Source organism: Pseudomonas koreensis (assembly GCF_012986595.1).
Classification (GTDB): domain Bacteria; phylum Pseudomonadota; class Gammaproteobacteria; order Pseudomonadales; family Pseudomonadaceae; genus Aquipseudomonas; species Aquipseudomonas koreensis.
In genome coordinates this window covers 1-13,590 of record NZ_JAAQYM010000011.1, presented here as the reverse complement: position 1 = coordinate 13,590, position 13,590 = coordinate 1, and the positions used below count along the sequence as shown (strand labels likewise).

At 60.4% G+C, this 13,590-nt stretch carries 14 protein-coding genes; 5 read left to right on the top strand and 9 right to left on the bottom strand.

Features of this window, described 5'->3' with window-relative positions; genetic code table 11:
• Window positions 1-205: 205 nt before the first annotated feature.
• The gene (locus HBN98_RS27490) at window positions 206-2,587 is read right to left on the bottom strand and encodes a DUF3772 domain-containing protein (RefSeq protein ID WP_083369327.1); all 2,382 of its coding nucleotides are present in this window, start codon (window positions 2,585-2,587) and stop codon (window positions 206-208) included.
• A 319-nt stretch (window positions 2,588-2,906) separates the two neighbouring features.
• On the opposite strand from HBN98_RS27490, the gene HBN98_RS27485 reads away from it, so the two are divergent.
• Window positions 2,907-3,635 (top strand): class I SAM-dependent methyltransferase, encoded by a 729-nt coding sequence (locus HBN98_RS27485; protein WP_083369326.1) that lies wholly within the window; start codon window positions 2,907-2,909, stop codon window positions 3,633-3,635.
• A gap of 25 nt (window positions 3,636-3,660) precedes the next feature.
• Here the strand turns inward: HBN98_RS27485 and HBN98_RS27480 are convergent, their stop codons facing one another.
• Genes HBN98_RS27480 through HBN98_RS27470 form a run of 3 tightly spaced genes read right to left on the bottom strand, consistent with a single transcriptional unit; the run spans window position 3,661 to window position 4,392 of the window.
• Entirely contained in the window at window positions 3,661-3,819 is a 159-nt protein-coding gene (locus tag HBN98_RS27480) for a DUF2986 domain-containing protein (RefSeq protein ID WP_064587265.1), read from the bottom strand.
• Between the two features lie 49 nt (window positions 3,820-3,868).
• Window positions 3,869-4,201, bottom strand: a complete 333-nt coding sequence (locus HBN98_RS27475) for a low molecular weight protein tyrosine phosphatase family protein (RefSeq protein ID WP_064587266.1) — start codon at window positions 4,199-4,201, stop codon at window positions 3,869-3,871.
• On the bottom strand, window positions 4,198-4,392 hold the full coding sequence (locus HBN98_RS27470; protein ID WP_083369325.1) for a hypothetical protein: 195 nt from the start codon (window positions 4,390-4,392) through the stop codon (window positions 4,198-4,200). The genes HBN98_RS27475 and HBN98_RS27470 overlap by 4 nt, the downstream gene beginning before the upstream one ends.
• Before the next feature lie 373 nt (window positions 4,393-4,765).
• On the opposite strand from HBN98_RS27470, the gene HBN98_RS27465 reads away from it, so the two are divergent.
• The gene (locus tag HBN98_RS27465) at window positions 4,766-5,461 is read left to right on the top strand and encodes a tRNA (adenine(22)-N(1))-methyltransferase (protein WP_083369324.1); all 696 of its coding nucleotides are present in this window, start codon (window positions 4,766-4,768) and stop codon (window positions 5,459-5,461) included.
• On the opposite strand, the gene HBN98_RS27460 is transcribed toward HBN98_RS27465, so the two are convergent.
• From HBN98_RS27460 to HBN98_RS27450, 3 genes are all read right to left on the bottom strand, one after another.
• Window positions 5,442-6,446 carry an alpha/beta hydrolase gene (locus HBN98_RS27460; RefSeq protein WP_083369323.1) on the bottom strand — a complete coding sequence of 335 codons (1,005 nt, stop codon included), beginning with the start codon at window positions 6,444-6,446 and terminating at the stop codon, window positions 5,442-5,444. The two genes, HBN98_RS27465 and HBN98_RS27460, sit on opposite strands and share 20 nt — an antisense overlap.
• Window positions 6,447-6,527: 81 nt before the next feature.
• Window positions 6,528-7,064, bottom strand: a complete 537-nt coding sequence (locus tag HBN98_RS27455; protein ID WP_083369322.1) for a P-loop NTPase family protein — start codon at window positions 7,062-7,064, stop codon at window positions 6,528-6,530.
• Between the two features lie 116 nt (window positions 7,065-7,180).
• Window positions 7,181-7,741, bottom strand: coding sequence for a fasciclin domain-containing protein (locus tag HBN98_RS27450; RefSeq protein WP_083369321.1), 561 nt, complete (start codon window positions 7,739-7,741; stop codon window positions 7,181-7,183).
• Window positions 7,742-8,078: 337 nt separating this feature from the next.
• On the opposite strand from HBN98_RS27450, the gene HBN98_RS27440 reads away from it, so the two are divergent.
• Together HBN98_RS27440 and HBN98_RS27435 are read left to right on the top strand one after the other, a co-directional pair.
• Entirely contained in the window at window positions 8,079-8,513 is a 435-nt protein-coding gene (locus HBN98_RS27440) for a GFA family protein (protein WP_083369320.1), read from the top strand.
• Between the two features lie 219 nt (window positions 8,514-8,732).
• The gene (locus HBN98_RS27435; RefSeq protein WP_083369319.1) at window positions 8,733-10,946 is read left to right on the top strand and encodes a putative bifunctional diguanylate cyclase/phosphodiesterase; all 2,214 of its coding nucleotides are present in this window, start codon (window positions 8,733-8,735) and stop codon (window positions 10,944-10,946) included.
• Window positions 10,947-10,969: 23 nt separating this feature from the next.
• On the opposite strand, the gene HBN98_RS27430 is transcribed toward HBN98_RS27435, so the two are convergent.
• The gene (locus tag HBN98_RS27430; protein WP_064587273.1) at window positions 10,970-11,548 is read right to left on the bottom strand and encodes a DUF4337 domain-containing protein; all 579 of its coding nucleotides are present in this window, start codon (window positions 11,546-11,548) and stop codon (window positions 10,970-10,972) included.
• A 268-nt stretch (window positions 11,549-11,816) separates the two neighbouring features.
• Between HBN98_RS27430 and HBN98_RS27425 the strand changes: the two genes are divergently transcribed.
• Window positions 11,817-12,476, top strand: a complete 660-nt coding sequence (locus HBN98_RS27425; RefSeq protein WP_064587274.1) for a carbonic anhydrase — start codon at window positions 11,817-11,819, stop codon at window positions 12,474-12,476.
• 210 nt (window positions 12,477-12,686) lie between these two features.
• Here the strand turns inward: HBN98_RS27425 and HBN98_RS27420 are convergent, their stop codons facing one another.
• Window positions 12,687-13,139: a thiol-disulfide oxidoreductase DCC family protein gene (locus tag HBN98_RS27420; protein ID WP_083369454.1), complete on the bottom strand. Its 453-nt coding sequence runs from the start codon at window positions 13,137-13,139 to the stop codon at window positions 12,687-12,689.
• Window positions 13,140-13,590 lie beyond the last annotated feature (451 nt).

Here is a 13,590-nt window from a genome sequence, read left to right as displayed (position 1 = left end):
AGTGAGTGCAGACGCGTAATTATAGGGGGCGACTTTAATAGCGATAAAAGACTAAAAAATGGCTGTTTGTTCAGTTTCTGGAATAAGAAAATCAACCTTGCGCAGCTTGAAGGGTGATTTCCTCACCCATTGCGGCTGCCACAGGTCTTGTGGCACGCGAAAGTCTGATGAGCGACACGAACATTGTGCGAGCGAGCCTGCAGGATCACGGGCTCGAGGCCGGTTTTGCCAGCGCTATCCCCGCATCCCCCAGGCGCTTGAGAATCTCGAACAGCAGATCGCTCTTGGTCCCCCCAACGATCCGCGGGCTGCCGACATAACCCGTCACCGTCAGGGTGATGCCTTCCGGCGAGAGCTTGCTGAAGCGCACGTACGCGGCCGGTTTGTCGAGGATGTGCTCGTTCTCCAGGTAGGTATTGAGCAGCAGTTCCTTGACCTGTTCGGGGTCGATGTCCAGCGGGAACATCAGCTCCAGGCTTGCCACCCCCTGGGCACTGCCGCCCAGGGTGACGTTGCGCAGGTTCTGCGAGATCAGTTGCGAGTTGGGCACGATGACGATGGAGCGGTCGCTGAGCTGGATTTCCGTGGCGCGTACGTTGATCCGGCGGATGTCGCCCTCGACGCCGCTGATGCTGATCAGGTCGCCGACTTTCACCGGGCGCTCGGTGAGCAGAATCAGCCCGGAGACGAAGTTCTTGACGATCTCCTGCAGGCCGAAGCCGATCCCCACCGACAGGGCGCTGACGATCCACGCCAGGTTGGTCCAGCGCACGCCCAGTGACGACAGGGTCAGCAGGATGACCGCGGCATAACCGATGTTGGAAAACAGAGTGCTGAGCGATGCGCACATGCCCGGGTCCATGTCGGTCTTGGGCAGAAACTCGTTGTCGAGCCAGCGACGCAGGGCGCGGATCAGGTAGATGCCGATCAGCAAGGCGAGCACCGCGTTGAGCAAATGGGCGGGCACGATGTTCAGCTTGCGCAGTCCGGCGCCGCCGAGAATGCCCATGATGTTGGTGGCCAACTGGCCGAACGTGGTGCCGATGCCGCCGACGAACAGGGTGATCACCGCCAGCAACAACAGCCCGGCGCGGCTGGCGCCGGACAGCACCGTCGAGATTTGCTCCAGGCGTCGGTCGCCCATGCCCAGCGTCTGCTTGATGGTCTTGCCGGCCGGGTAGCGCGGCGAGAACAGGTGTTCGCAGGCGTCCTTGACCACCTCGATCAGCAAATAGAACCCCGACAGCACGATATACGCCCACACCAGTTCATAGGTGATGAACCGCGCCAGCGACACGTAACCGGTGAGCAGGGCCAGCGCCGAGAGACACATCGACACCGTGGCAACGCTGTAGATCACCCCGGCGAACGTACTGCCGGCCTCCGGGTCATTGGCGCTGAGCAACGCCTTGCGCACCTTGCCGGTGCGGATCAGCAACGGCACCAGAATCGCGATCACCACGATGGCGATCACCCCGCGCTGGGCGATCACGATCTGGCTGCTCATGCCGGTGGCGTTGCAGACTTGCACCAGCGTCACCAGCACCAGCAGGGTGGCCGCGAGAATCCGCGGATAGGGTTTCAGCGCCAGTGCCACGGCATCGGCAATCGCCGGCAGCCGCCACGACGGATGTTGCGTCGACAGCAGCGCGCGGCTCAGGGCGGTGATCAGGGCGCAGGCGTAGACGGCTTTTTCGAACTCCTCGGAGAATGTCGACAGCATCGGGGGCAATGGCGCGTGGCGGGTGCACGCATAGAACAGCAGGTGCAAGGCGATGGCGGTGGTGCCCAACGTCGCCAGTGCCGAGGCGAACGCCAGCGCGCTGCGACGCAGACGGCCCTCCGGCATGCGGTGGATGCACAGCCAGGTCAGTGCGCGTTCGGCGAGACGTCGTCCGAGGGTCCAGAACAGCAGCGCCAACAGCACCAGCACGCAGGTGAAGAACCGCTGCCCGGGTGCCCAGACCGTGGCCCAGGTGTTGTTGACCTGACCGATGAAAAAAGTCAGCCGCTGGCGGTCGTCGGGCGCCGGCGAAACCAGGGGCGACCAGAAATCCGGACTGAGAATGCTGTCGGTGCGCAGCGTCAGTTCGCTTTCGAGCAGCGTGCGGCGAATACCGGCAATTTGCGTGATCAGGTCGGCGGCGCTTTGCTTGAGCGCGGCCAGACTTTTCAGCGTGGCGTCGACCTTGTTCTTTTGCTCGCTGAGTGTCGCCCGTTGCGCGGCGATATCGGCTTGTTCAGCGGCAATTTGCGTATCCGGCGCCGCGCCGAGCACACCCAGTTGCACCGCCAGTTGCGCCTGCTGCGGCAACAACGACGCCGACAAGCGATCGACATCCAGGATGAACGCCTGCACCCGGTCCTGCGGGCCTTCGAGCTGGTTGTAGTTGTTGGCGGCGGAAATCTGCTGCTTCAACCCGTCGAGGCGCATCTGCAGCGCTTGCAGATCGCTTTGCGAGACCTCCAGCAGCGGCACCGTGGTGGTCGCCGACGGCGCCGGCAAGTCCGCCGCCCACAGCGCCGAACCACCCGGCGCGAGCAGAATCAGCGTCACAAACAACAATGACTTCAAGGCGTTGCGCATGGGCGGGACCGGTTCTCGTTGAGCACACAATCTATGAGGTTAGGTGATCGAACCGCACGCCGAGAAAAATTTCCGGGGAGCGGGGCGGGCAGGGGCCGTTGCCAGGCTGACCTGACATTGCGCTAGGGTGGGTAATCGGCAGTTGTAGATTCGTAGCGGACAATCGAACCTCAGGACATGCGATCAAGAGAAACAGGAGATGGCTATCGAAACAACAGTTTCGACCCGCATTCCTTGCAGGAATGCGCCTTATGAAATTAATCCATTTTTCTTCGCGCATTCCCCGGCGTAGCGTGCTCCAACGACAAGGAGAATCGCCGTGACTTCATACTCGACCCACCCCGCAGAAAAATTCGACACCGCTCGCGCCAACGAGTATGGCAAACAAAGCCGCATCGCACTGGCAGGTTACGACGCTTGTCACGATCTGGCGGCGTGCATGTTGGCCGCTACGCTCGGCCCGTCACGCCCGGCCAATGTGCTGGTGGTTGGGGTGGGGGGAACGGCGCAGGAAATTATCGCGATGGCTGCACTGGAGCCGGGCTGGCGCTTCACCGCGGTCGATCCTTCGGTGCCCATGCTCGAAGCCGCGACGCAGCAATTACAGGCCAATGGATTACTGCCTAGAACAGCGTTGCATCTGGGGCATGTCGAGGATTTGCCGGCCGAAACCGACTTCGATGCGGCGACCTTGATAGGTGTGCTCCATCACCTCAATGGCGATGAACCCAAGCGACAGATCTTGAAGTCGATCCAGCAACGGCTGAAACCGGGGGCGCCGCTGATTGTGGCGGGTAATCATTACGCCTATGCCAGCCAACCGTTATTGCTGCAGGCGTGGGGGCAGAGATGGCGGCAGCAGGGCGCAAATTCCGACGAGGTGGCGGCCAAGCTGGGGAAGATTCTGCAAGGCGCGGATCCGCCGCATTCCGAGGCGGCGGTTCACGCGTTATTACTTGAGGCGGGATTTGGCGAGGCTACGCGTTTTTTCAGCAGTCTTTTCTGGGGCGCGTGGCTGGCGTGTCGGCTGCCTGTTTCCGCCGACTGAGGCCCAGCATGCTTGAAAGGCTGGATCAGCTCTCGGTGCTTTCGACCGGTTCCGCCGCTGCCTCAGCGGCCATTTTCAGGCGGTCAGCCTTGCTGATGTACTTGGGCTTTTTCGGCGCCAGTTTGGCACTGGCCTTCTTGGCCTTTTCCTTGAACAACTGCTGCAGTTTCTTTTGACGGTTCATGTTTACTACTCAACTTGAAAGTATTTGGATGAGGGCGGCAGTCTGAGTGCTAAGCCTGAGGCGCGAGATAGGGCTTCACAGCGTCTTCGAGAATATCTACCAGTTCGGGATCCATGAAACGGTAGTCATCGGGAATATCCAGGGTGTGGATGGGCTTGTGCTCAAGCAGGCGGGCGTATTCAGCCTGCAGACGATTGAGGTGCTTGCGCTCCATGACAAAAATCACATCGGCCCAGCGGATATCCGCCGGGCCGATGGGTTTGCGCGCGTTGGGGCTGGTGCCCGCCGAGCGGGCTTCGAAGCCGGGCCGGCGGCGCCAGATCGCTTCCGCCGTCGGGCTGCGCCATTGGTTACGGCTGCAAACGAACAGGAGATTGGTCACACTTGATCCAGCAGTTGGCGGGTGGTGCGGGTGGGATAGCTCATGCCCAGTTGGCGTGCCCTGGCCAGTTTTTCGGCGCGGGTATACATCAGCTTCCAGTTCTTTTGCGGTTTGAACTTCAGCGGATCAGCCGCTTTGCCGTTGCCGCGTTTACGGGCCTGATGACGTCTCCAGGCGCGGGTTCTTTCCATGGTTCATTTCCTCGTGAGTACCGGGTTCAGCAGCCGCGGTAATACGAGTTGTGGGTATGGTAAGCGTGAATTGAGCCAGTGGCTAGGTGGCTGAGCAGGCGTTAGCGCCTATAGAAACGGGCTTTTTGGCAACCTCTCAGATTCATCACGCCCAAGGGGATAGTCTTCAGGCGCGAACCGCTCGGACGCATCCATCCGAACCCCGCGCAAATCCGCAGTTTCCTGCTGCGTCGCATACAACGCCTGCGCGCAATAGCTGATCAGCATGGAGCGCCGGACGCGCCGCGCATTTGAAATGCCCGCCGCACCCCGCTAGAGTCGCGCCCCTTGTCCGGCCAGCAGTGCCGGCGGTGGTTGGGGAAGAGGGCGGCAGTTGAACGAACACACTTTGTCCATGCGCCTGGAGCGCGTGGCGGCGCAGGTGCCGGCGGGCGCGCGGTTGGCGGATATCGGCTCGGATCACGGTTATCTGCCGGTGGCGCTGATGCGCCGTGGCGTCATAGTGGCGGCGGTGGCCGGCGAGGTGGCGTTGACGCCGTTCCACGCAGCGGTGCGCACGGTGCGCGACAACGATCTGCAAGCGCACATCACCGTGCGGCATGCCAGTGGTCTGGCGGCGATCGAGCCGGGCGACGCAATCACCGCGATCAGCCTGTGCGGCATGGGCGGGGAGACCATCCGCGACATCCTGGACAGCGGCAAGGCGCGCTTGAGCGGGCACGAGCGGCTGATCTTGCAACCCAACGGTGGCGAGCAGCCGCTGCGTCAATGGCTGATGGAAAATGGCTACTGCATCGTTGTCGAGGACGTGCTGCAGGAAAACCGGTTTTTCTACGAAATCATCGTCGCTGAGCGCTCCGGGCCGGTGGCGTACAGCGCCGCACAACTGTACTTCGGCCCGCTGCAGATGCAGGCGCGCAGCCCGGCCTTTCTCGCCAAATGGCAGCGCTTGTTGCGCAAAAAGCAGAAAACCCTGACCGGCTTCACCCAGGCGCGCCAGGCCGTGCCCGAAGAAAAGTTGCAGGAAACGGCGCAGCAGATCCAGTGGATTACCGAGTTGCTGGCGTGAGCTGAGCGCCACGGTCGACTGTGGCTTGCTGCGCCGCGATCCGAAGATTGATCCACGCTCGGCTGTGCGCCAGCACCCGCTCGGCCATCGCCGTCGGGAAGTGAATAAACCCATGGGCGCAAGCGGGCAGCAGGTGTGCTTCAACCGCTGCCGATGCGTTCCAGCGTGCGGCCAGCTCGAGGGTGTCGTCGCGCAACGGGTCCAGCTCGCCGGCGAACATCAGCGCAGGGGGCATGCCGGTAAAGTCGCCGTACAGCGGTGACAGCGGCGGTTGCTGGCGTTGCGCGTCGCTGCGGTCCGGGGTCAACAGGCGTAGCGCTTCAACCATGCCCGGGCCGTCCAGCACCAGCGTGTCGGCAGTCGCCGCGCGGACGCTGGCAGTTCCAGTCAGGTCATAGACGCCGTAATAGAGCAGCGCCCCGTGAATGCGCTTCAACAGTTCGGGCGAAGATTGCAGCCCCAATAATGTCGCGGCCGCGAGATGCCCACCCGCCGATTCCCCGACGACGATCACCGGCAGATCCGCGAATTCCTTGCAGCCGAGCAACCAGCGAGCGGCAGCCAGACAATCTGCCAGCAACCCCTCGACCGGCGTGTTGATCGCCAACCGATAATCCACCGAGACCACCGCCACGTTGCACGCATTGACCATGCCCGCGTTCAGTTCGTCGTTCATCTGCGGGTTGCCGATGACCCAGCCACCGCCATGAAAATCCAGCACCACGCCCCGTGCTTTGCCTTTGGGTCGGATAATCCGCAACGGCAGTGGGAGGCCGTTTGCATCAATCACGGTGTTTTCGGCTTCGAGGCCATGTTTGCGCAGTTTGTCCGCGCCGGCCTTTTGGCTGACGCGCAGCAAGGTCTGGATCAGACGCGGCGTGAGGCGATTGCGGACGCGAAACCGAGGCAGCCAGGCGAGGGTCTTGTTGAAACGCTGCATTTGCGCGACGTCGTTCGCGCCGAATTCGAGTTTTTCGGTGTCCATGCTGGCCCTCTATGACGTTCGCTGCGGCATGCCGACACCGCTGAGCACTTGTGCAATCCGACAGATTGCCGGCAAGCACGTTCACTCTTGGCAGATTGCGGGGTTAGCGATCAATCCATCGATAAATTCAGCTATTTGCCGCCGGCCTCGCAGGTGGACCACAGGAATGTCCGGGCCGATGGCCAGGCGCACCTTTTCAATCCCCGGTCGGTAGGCGCGGTCAAAGGTCCAGACGAACTTCAGAAATTGCACAAAAGCCCGGTCAAGCTTCTCTTCACAACCCGTTGGCTGGTCAGTTCGAGGGCGCTTCATCACGCTTCGCTGTATGACTCGCGTGAAACAGGTGAGGCGGGGGGTATCGAGCCAAATGATCAGGTCGGCGCGCGGCAGGCGCAGGTCGAAGGTTCGCCTTGCGTAGTTGCCTTCACACACCCAGGCATCGGCTGCCACCGCTGCGCTGACCCGGGCGCGAAACTGCTCGGCGTCCGGTTCGGTCCAGCCGGGCTCCCAGAACAAGGTGTCGAGGTGGATGACCGCCAGGTTCAGGCGCTGACCCAGGGCGCGGGCCAGGGTGGACTTGCCGCTACCGGCGTTGCCGAGAATCACAATCCGTTGCAAGGGGGGGACTTCCTGTCGAGAAAAAGCCGGCCATTGTGCCGATTCCGAAGGAACAATCAATGCCAGAAAACCACCCGAGGCGGACCCTCTGCCGAGGGCCCGCCAACGTCAGGCGATCAATTGGGCATCAGCACCGTGTCGACCACGTGAATCACGCCATTGGATTGCATGACGTCAGCAATGGTAATGGCCGACTTGCCTCCTTTGGCGTCCTCCAGCGACAACTTGCCATCGTGCAGCATCACGGTCAGCGATTCGCCCTGGACGGTTTTCAGCATCACTTTGCCGCCGTGCATTTTCGTCTGGTCCATCAACTGTTTGGCGGTGTGTGTACCGGCCACCACGTGGTAGGTCAGGATCTTGGTCAGGTCGGCTTTGTGTTCGGGCTTGACCAAGGTATCAACAGTGCCGGCGGGCAATTTTGCGAACGCCTCATTGGTGGGGGCGAAGACCGTGAACGGTCCCTTGCTGTTGAGCGTATCCACTAGCCCGGCGGCTTTGACCGCTGCGACGAGCGTCGTGTGATCCTTGGAGTTGACCGCGTTTTCGACGATGGTTTTGGTTGGATACATGGCCGCGCCACCGACCATCACGGTATCGGCAGCGAAGCTGGATCCAGCTCCAAGAGCAAGCAGGGTGAAACAAGCGACAGCAAGGCGTTTGATGAGCGAGTGCATGGTGCGTCTCCTTGATTCTTCGACCCTTCGAATGAGGGTGATGAATGTACGCAGCAGCGCCGGAAACGGATGCAGCGCCGGGCGAAATACTTTTTTGGGCTGGCCGGTTATTCGCGCAGGATGGCTTCACCGGTGCGCGGATGGGTGAGCGTCACACGCTCCAGCGCCCCGATGCGCCAAGCCCCGTTGTGTTGGCTCGGCACCGTGAGAATCAGCGTATCCACTGACCGGGGACGTCTTCCGGGCGGTTCATTTGAGTCACTGCTGAGCGCTCGCAGGGTTAGAATGCGGCTTTGACCATAAGTAACTCCAGCATGGACGTCCAAAGGAGAAACCCATGACCACAGGGCAGTGTCTTTGCAGCGCAGTACGCTTCAGTCTTTCGGTTAAACCACGCTTTTTCTACCGCTGCCACTGCTCATTGTGCCGCAGGCAAACCGGTGTCGGTCACAACCTCGCCACGCTGGTCGGCGTCGACGATTTCCGCTGGGAAGCAGGGCAGGATTCGATCAGCAGCTGGGTTAAGCCTAGCGGTTACAGAAACGACTTCTGTGCCGATTGTGGTTCGACCGTGCCCAACCCGCTGCGCGGATCGCCTTATGTGTGGGTTCCGCTCGGCCTGTTTGATAACGATCTGAGCCTGGAGTGCGCGGGCGATTTCTGCGTTGACGATGCCATGTCATGGGATGCGCAGCGTTCGGCCAATAATCATCACGGTAGCGTGGAGTCCTTGGCGTTTCTTGTGCGGGAACTGCGGGTCGACGCTGATTGAACGGTCAACCTCGCCTTGGGATAAAAGGGGCGGCGAGGTTCGCAGTCGCCGGGCGACCCTGGCCAATCTGATGCGGTCTTTTATCGTTGATCTGAGTCTTTCTTATGACGGCGGCACTGCCTTATAAAGAGTGCTCGGGGTGCGGTTGGACTGTGCCCGGCCGCTCACTTTTCCAGACGCTATGACGAACGGATAGTCTCGGCAGTCCTCAGGAACCACATGAATACCCCCTGCACGAGCTATCACGGCGTGGGTCTTCCCGAGTCGCAACGTGACATTCTTGGCATGATCGCGACCAATCAGCAATTGGACGAGATTCTTGCCGCCATCTGTTCAATGCTCGACGCGCAAGACCCTGACACCCTTTGTTCGATATTGCTCACCGATACGCAGGGCAAGCACCTGCTTAGTGGTGCTGCACCCGGGCTGCCGCCTGAATACAGTCAGGCCATCCATGGCATGCCCATCGGTCCGCAGGAAGGAACCTGCGGTACAGCGGCCTTTCGGCGTGAGCTGGTGGTCACCGAGGACATTGCCCGGGATCCGAGCTGGGAGCGGTTTCGGAACCTGGCGCTTGGATACAATCTGCGGGCCTGCTGGTCGCTGCCATTGTTCTCGCATCAGGGGCGCGTGGTAGGGACGTTTGCGCTGTACCAGAATCGAGTCAACGGGCCAAGTGAGGCGCAGATTCAACGGCTGACCAGCGCGGCCCAATTGGCGGCGATTGCAATCCGTCATGAGCGTGATGGTCAGTGTCTGGAAGAAAGCGAACAACGTTTTCGTTCTTTGTTCACCTACAACCCCAACCCGGTTTTCGCCCTCGATCTGGCCGGTAACATTCAGAGTGTGAATACCGCAGGCCTGAAGCTGAAACCGGACACGGCAAGCGATTTCATAGGTCATCACTTTTCGCGCCTGGTGCTCGAAGAAGACCTGCAACGGGTCAGTCGGCATTTTGCTGCCGCACGCGCGGGAGAGCCTCAACGATTCGAAGCACGGGTTCTCGACGAGAACGGGAAACTGTTGACCATGGACATTTCCAACCTGCCGATCATGGTCAACGGGGCGATTGTCGGTGTATTTGGCATTGCCCGCGACGTCAGCGAGCAGAAGCATTACGAGCGCCAGTTGAGCTTCAACGCCTGCCATGACGGGCTGACCGGCTTGCTCAACCGTGCGTCCCTTGAAGGCCGGCTTATTCTGGATTGTCACATCAGTCATCGTCGCAAGCGCCGACTGGCGGTGATGTGCATCGATCTGGATGGATTCAAATCCATCAACGACTCGATCGGGCATTATTTCGGCGATCAGGTGCTGATCGAGGTGGCGCAGCGCATGACACAGCAGGTGCGTCCCGGCGATACCATCGTGCGCATGGGGGGCGACGAGTTTATCGTTCTGCTGCCGGACCTGCTTCGTGACGAGGACGTGGTGCCAGTGGCTGAACGCCTGATGGCCAGCATTGCCAGACCCTACTGCATCCAGGGCATTGACCTGCACGTGAGCGCGAGTATCGGTATCACCCTGAGCGACGGTCACATCGAGCAGCCTATGCAATTGATCCAGCAGGCGGACATGGCCATGTACAAGGCCAAGCAGCAGGGGCGCAACAATTTCCAGTGGTACACCAGCGATCTCAACCAGCGGGTCTGCGAGCACGCGAGCCTGCGCAATGACCTGCAAAAGGCGATCGAAACGCAATCGCTTCAGTTGCATTATCAACCGCAGATGGACGCGCGAACGGGGCGGGTGGTCGGCATCGAAGCCTTGTTGCGCTGGGAGCATCCGGAAAAGGGATTCATCTCTCCGGCGGTATTTGTGCCGGTGGCTGAAGAAAGCGGGCAAATCATCCCGCTGAGCCGCTGGGTACTCGACAAGGCCTGCGCACAGTTACGTCAACTCGTTGATCAGGGCCTTGGAGACATCGTCATGGCCGTGAACATTTCGCCGATGCATTTCCAGCGTGGCCAGTTCGTTGAGTCTATCCAGGCAGTGCTCAGCTTGTACGGACTCAGCCCCGGGCAGTTGGAGCTGGAGATTACCGAGTCACTCCTGCTGCATAACGTTGAACAGGCAATCGATACGCTACACCGGCTCAAGGCCCTGGGTGTACGCATTGCGCTCGATGATTTTGGCACCGGTTTTTCCAGCCTCAGCTACCTCAAGCGATTGCCCATCGACAAAATCAAAGTTGACCGCTCGTTCATCGAGGACATCGCCACCGATCATCACGACGCAGCAATCACTCAAGGCATTATTTCCATGGCCCACCACCTCAGCCTGTCGGTGGTCGCAGAAGGCGTGGAAACGGCGTCTCAGGTAAATTTTCTCAAGGGCAGCCGCTGCGATATTTTCCAGGGCTATTACTTTGCCAAACCGATGCCGTTCGCCGCACTCGAGATGTTCCTGGCCACCGAGACGCTTGGTGCTTGAAGGGATGCGCTATTCAACCTGGCTCAAATATGCAGCCAGGCCAGCGAACCCAACATGACTCCCGCGCCCGCAGCTCCGAACGAGACGCGCCTGAGCCACTCCTTGCGCGTCAGCAAGGTGATGGCCGCCAGTGAAATGGCGATCTGGATCGCGGTCATCGCCTGGGCCCAGCGGTGATGCTGGTGCAGCGCCTGCTCTGACTTCTCGTCCCACTCGTGCGCCTGCTGTTCAAGTGCTTCAGCCTTCTTGCGCGCCTCCTCCTTCTGCTCGCCGTAGCGCCGCGCCTCGGCAGCGTAATGGGCGGAGTCCAGCCCCGGCAGGTGGCTGGCCAGGTCCGACAGATTCTGTCGACTGGACTTGGCCTGGTAGTAGTTCCATTCGTTGGCGGCTTCGGTCTTCTGGATGGCCGCGTTGTTTTTGTCCATGGCCGCCTCGCTTTCCGTCGAGCCGGCCTGATAGCTCATCAGTGCGCCGACCGTCGCCATGATCGCGGTCATTACCGCAATCTTGCTGGCGAAGCGATCGCCTTGCGCGTGGGCGTGATGGGTGGTGTGCTCGATATGTTGCTCGTGGGGGCTGGGGACTTCGAACTCTTCAGGCATGGCTGGCGAACTTGGATGGGTGAGTAGGGAAGGGCGGCATTATGAGTGGCGGCGGTTTTTTTAGACACCGGTGCCTGGCGGTTTCTGCCGCAACGACAGTCGCGCAGATTTCTTCTTTCACTGGGGAAGGGCGCTGGTCGCGGCCTGACGGACATCGTTGATCAAGTACAGCCAACGCACGCGACCTCTGCAATAATGACGGCCACCCAGGCACGGCAGCGGATCGACTGCTCGTGCCAGCACCTGGCATTCGCTTCTGGAGGACATCATGCGTGACATTATCGACGGCTTTCTGCGCTTTCAGCGCGAGGTTTACCCGCAACGCGTCGAGCTGTTCAAGCAACTTGCAACGGCACAAAATCCGAAGGCGTTGTTCGTCACCTGCTCGGACAGCCGTGTCGTGCCCGAACTCCTGACGCAGCGTGAACCTGGCGAACTGTTCGTGATTCGCAACGCCGGCAACATTGTGCCGTCGTACGGCCCTGAACCGGGCGGTGTCTCGGCCACCGTCGAATATGCGGTCGCCGTGCTCGGCGTACAGGACATCGTGATCTGCGGTCACTCGGACTGCGGGGCGATGGGCGCGATTTCACGCTGCACCTGCCTGGATCACCTTCCGGCGGTCGCCAACTGGCTGCGTCACTCGGACGCCGCGAAAGCGATTAACGCCGCCCACGAGTTCGACACGCCCCGCGCGAAGCTCGATGGCCTGGTACGCGAAAACGTAATCGCCCAACTGGCGAACCTGCGAACGCATCCCTCCGTGGCCCTCGCTCTCGAGCAAGGGCGCCTGAATCTGCACGGTTGGGTCTACGACATCGAGGCGGGGTGCATCGACGCACTGGATGGCGCAACCCGACGCTTCGTTCCCCTGGCTGAATCGCCGGCCACCGTGGCGATTGCTGCGCGTGACGGCAAACAGTTGTAAGGCGCGGAACAGGCCGGAAATAGCCATTTTTTGACGGCCGCTTCCGGCCCAAAAAGCGGCCATTCGTCTTGACGTCGCCCAAGGCAGGAAGCCTGGGCCGACAAGACCTCATTGAACAAGCCACTTCTGGAAATGTTCGTGATCGTCCTGATGATGGCGACGAAGATGAAAATCGGGACAATGGTGCGCAATGCTGTTGTAGCCCGGCGCTCACAGCTGCGCTTTCAGAAAGCGGCGTTCGTGATCGGGATCGGGTAACAGGCAGGTGTCGTACTTGCCGAAGATCCGGTAGCGATTCAGCGCCACGCGGTCGTAGGCCCAATCCCTAAGTGTCCGTGGGAAGATGCGTAGAAGCCTGAACGGCCACCAGCGGTCAGGCAATAGTGCGATGACTTCGAAGACCGCATCCGAGCGCACCCAATAATGCCGGTCGCGTATCACCGCCATGCTGTCGAACTGATCCATCGGCAGACCGGCCCATGCCAGCAGTGCCTGGCCCTCTGGCGATTGCACTGAAGCCAGACGCATTCGGTGCTGGCGGTCGTGGCGAATCAGAAATCGTGCCCAGCCGTTGCACAGCTTGCAGACGCCATCGAACAGAACCACAGTCTCACCAGGATTGAGCAATGGCGCGGGAGTTGGGCGAATCCGGAAGGCAGGCATGGGGTGGGTCCGATGGAGTGGTCGGGTTTGATCATACCTGTGCGCGATCAGTGAAATCTGTTGCAGACGATGGTCGTTGGCGATGGCCCCATTAATAACAGCCATAAATGAAGCGTCTGTTGATGGAGCACGCCTTCAAGGCGTACGACACCGTCTGCCTCCAGGGCTGATGGGCATTTTCGCAAGACGCAGCCTGACACAGGTGCCTTGAGGCCTGCCTTAGATCCGACGCTTACGGCGGCGTCATTAGTAGTAGCGGGTTTAGTTGTTTGTTTTGAAAAGAATTTTCTGGAAGGGGTTGACCGGTAAATTCAGTCCTGTATTATTCGCCTCCCGCTGACGAGAGATCGGAAGCGCAAGTGGTTGAAGTTGTTGAAGAAATCTTCGAAAGCTTCTGAAAATAATCACTTGACAGCAAATGAGGCTGCTGTAGAATGCGCGCCTCGGTTGA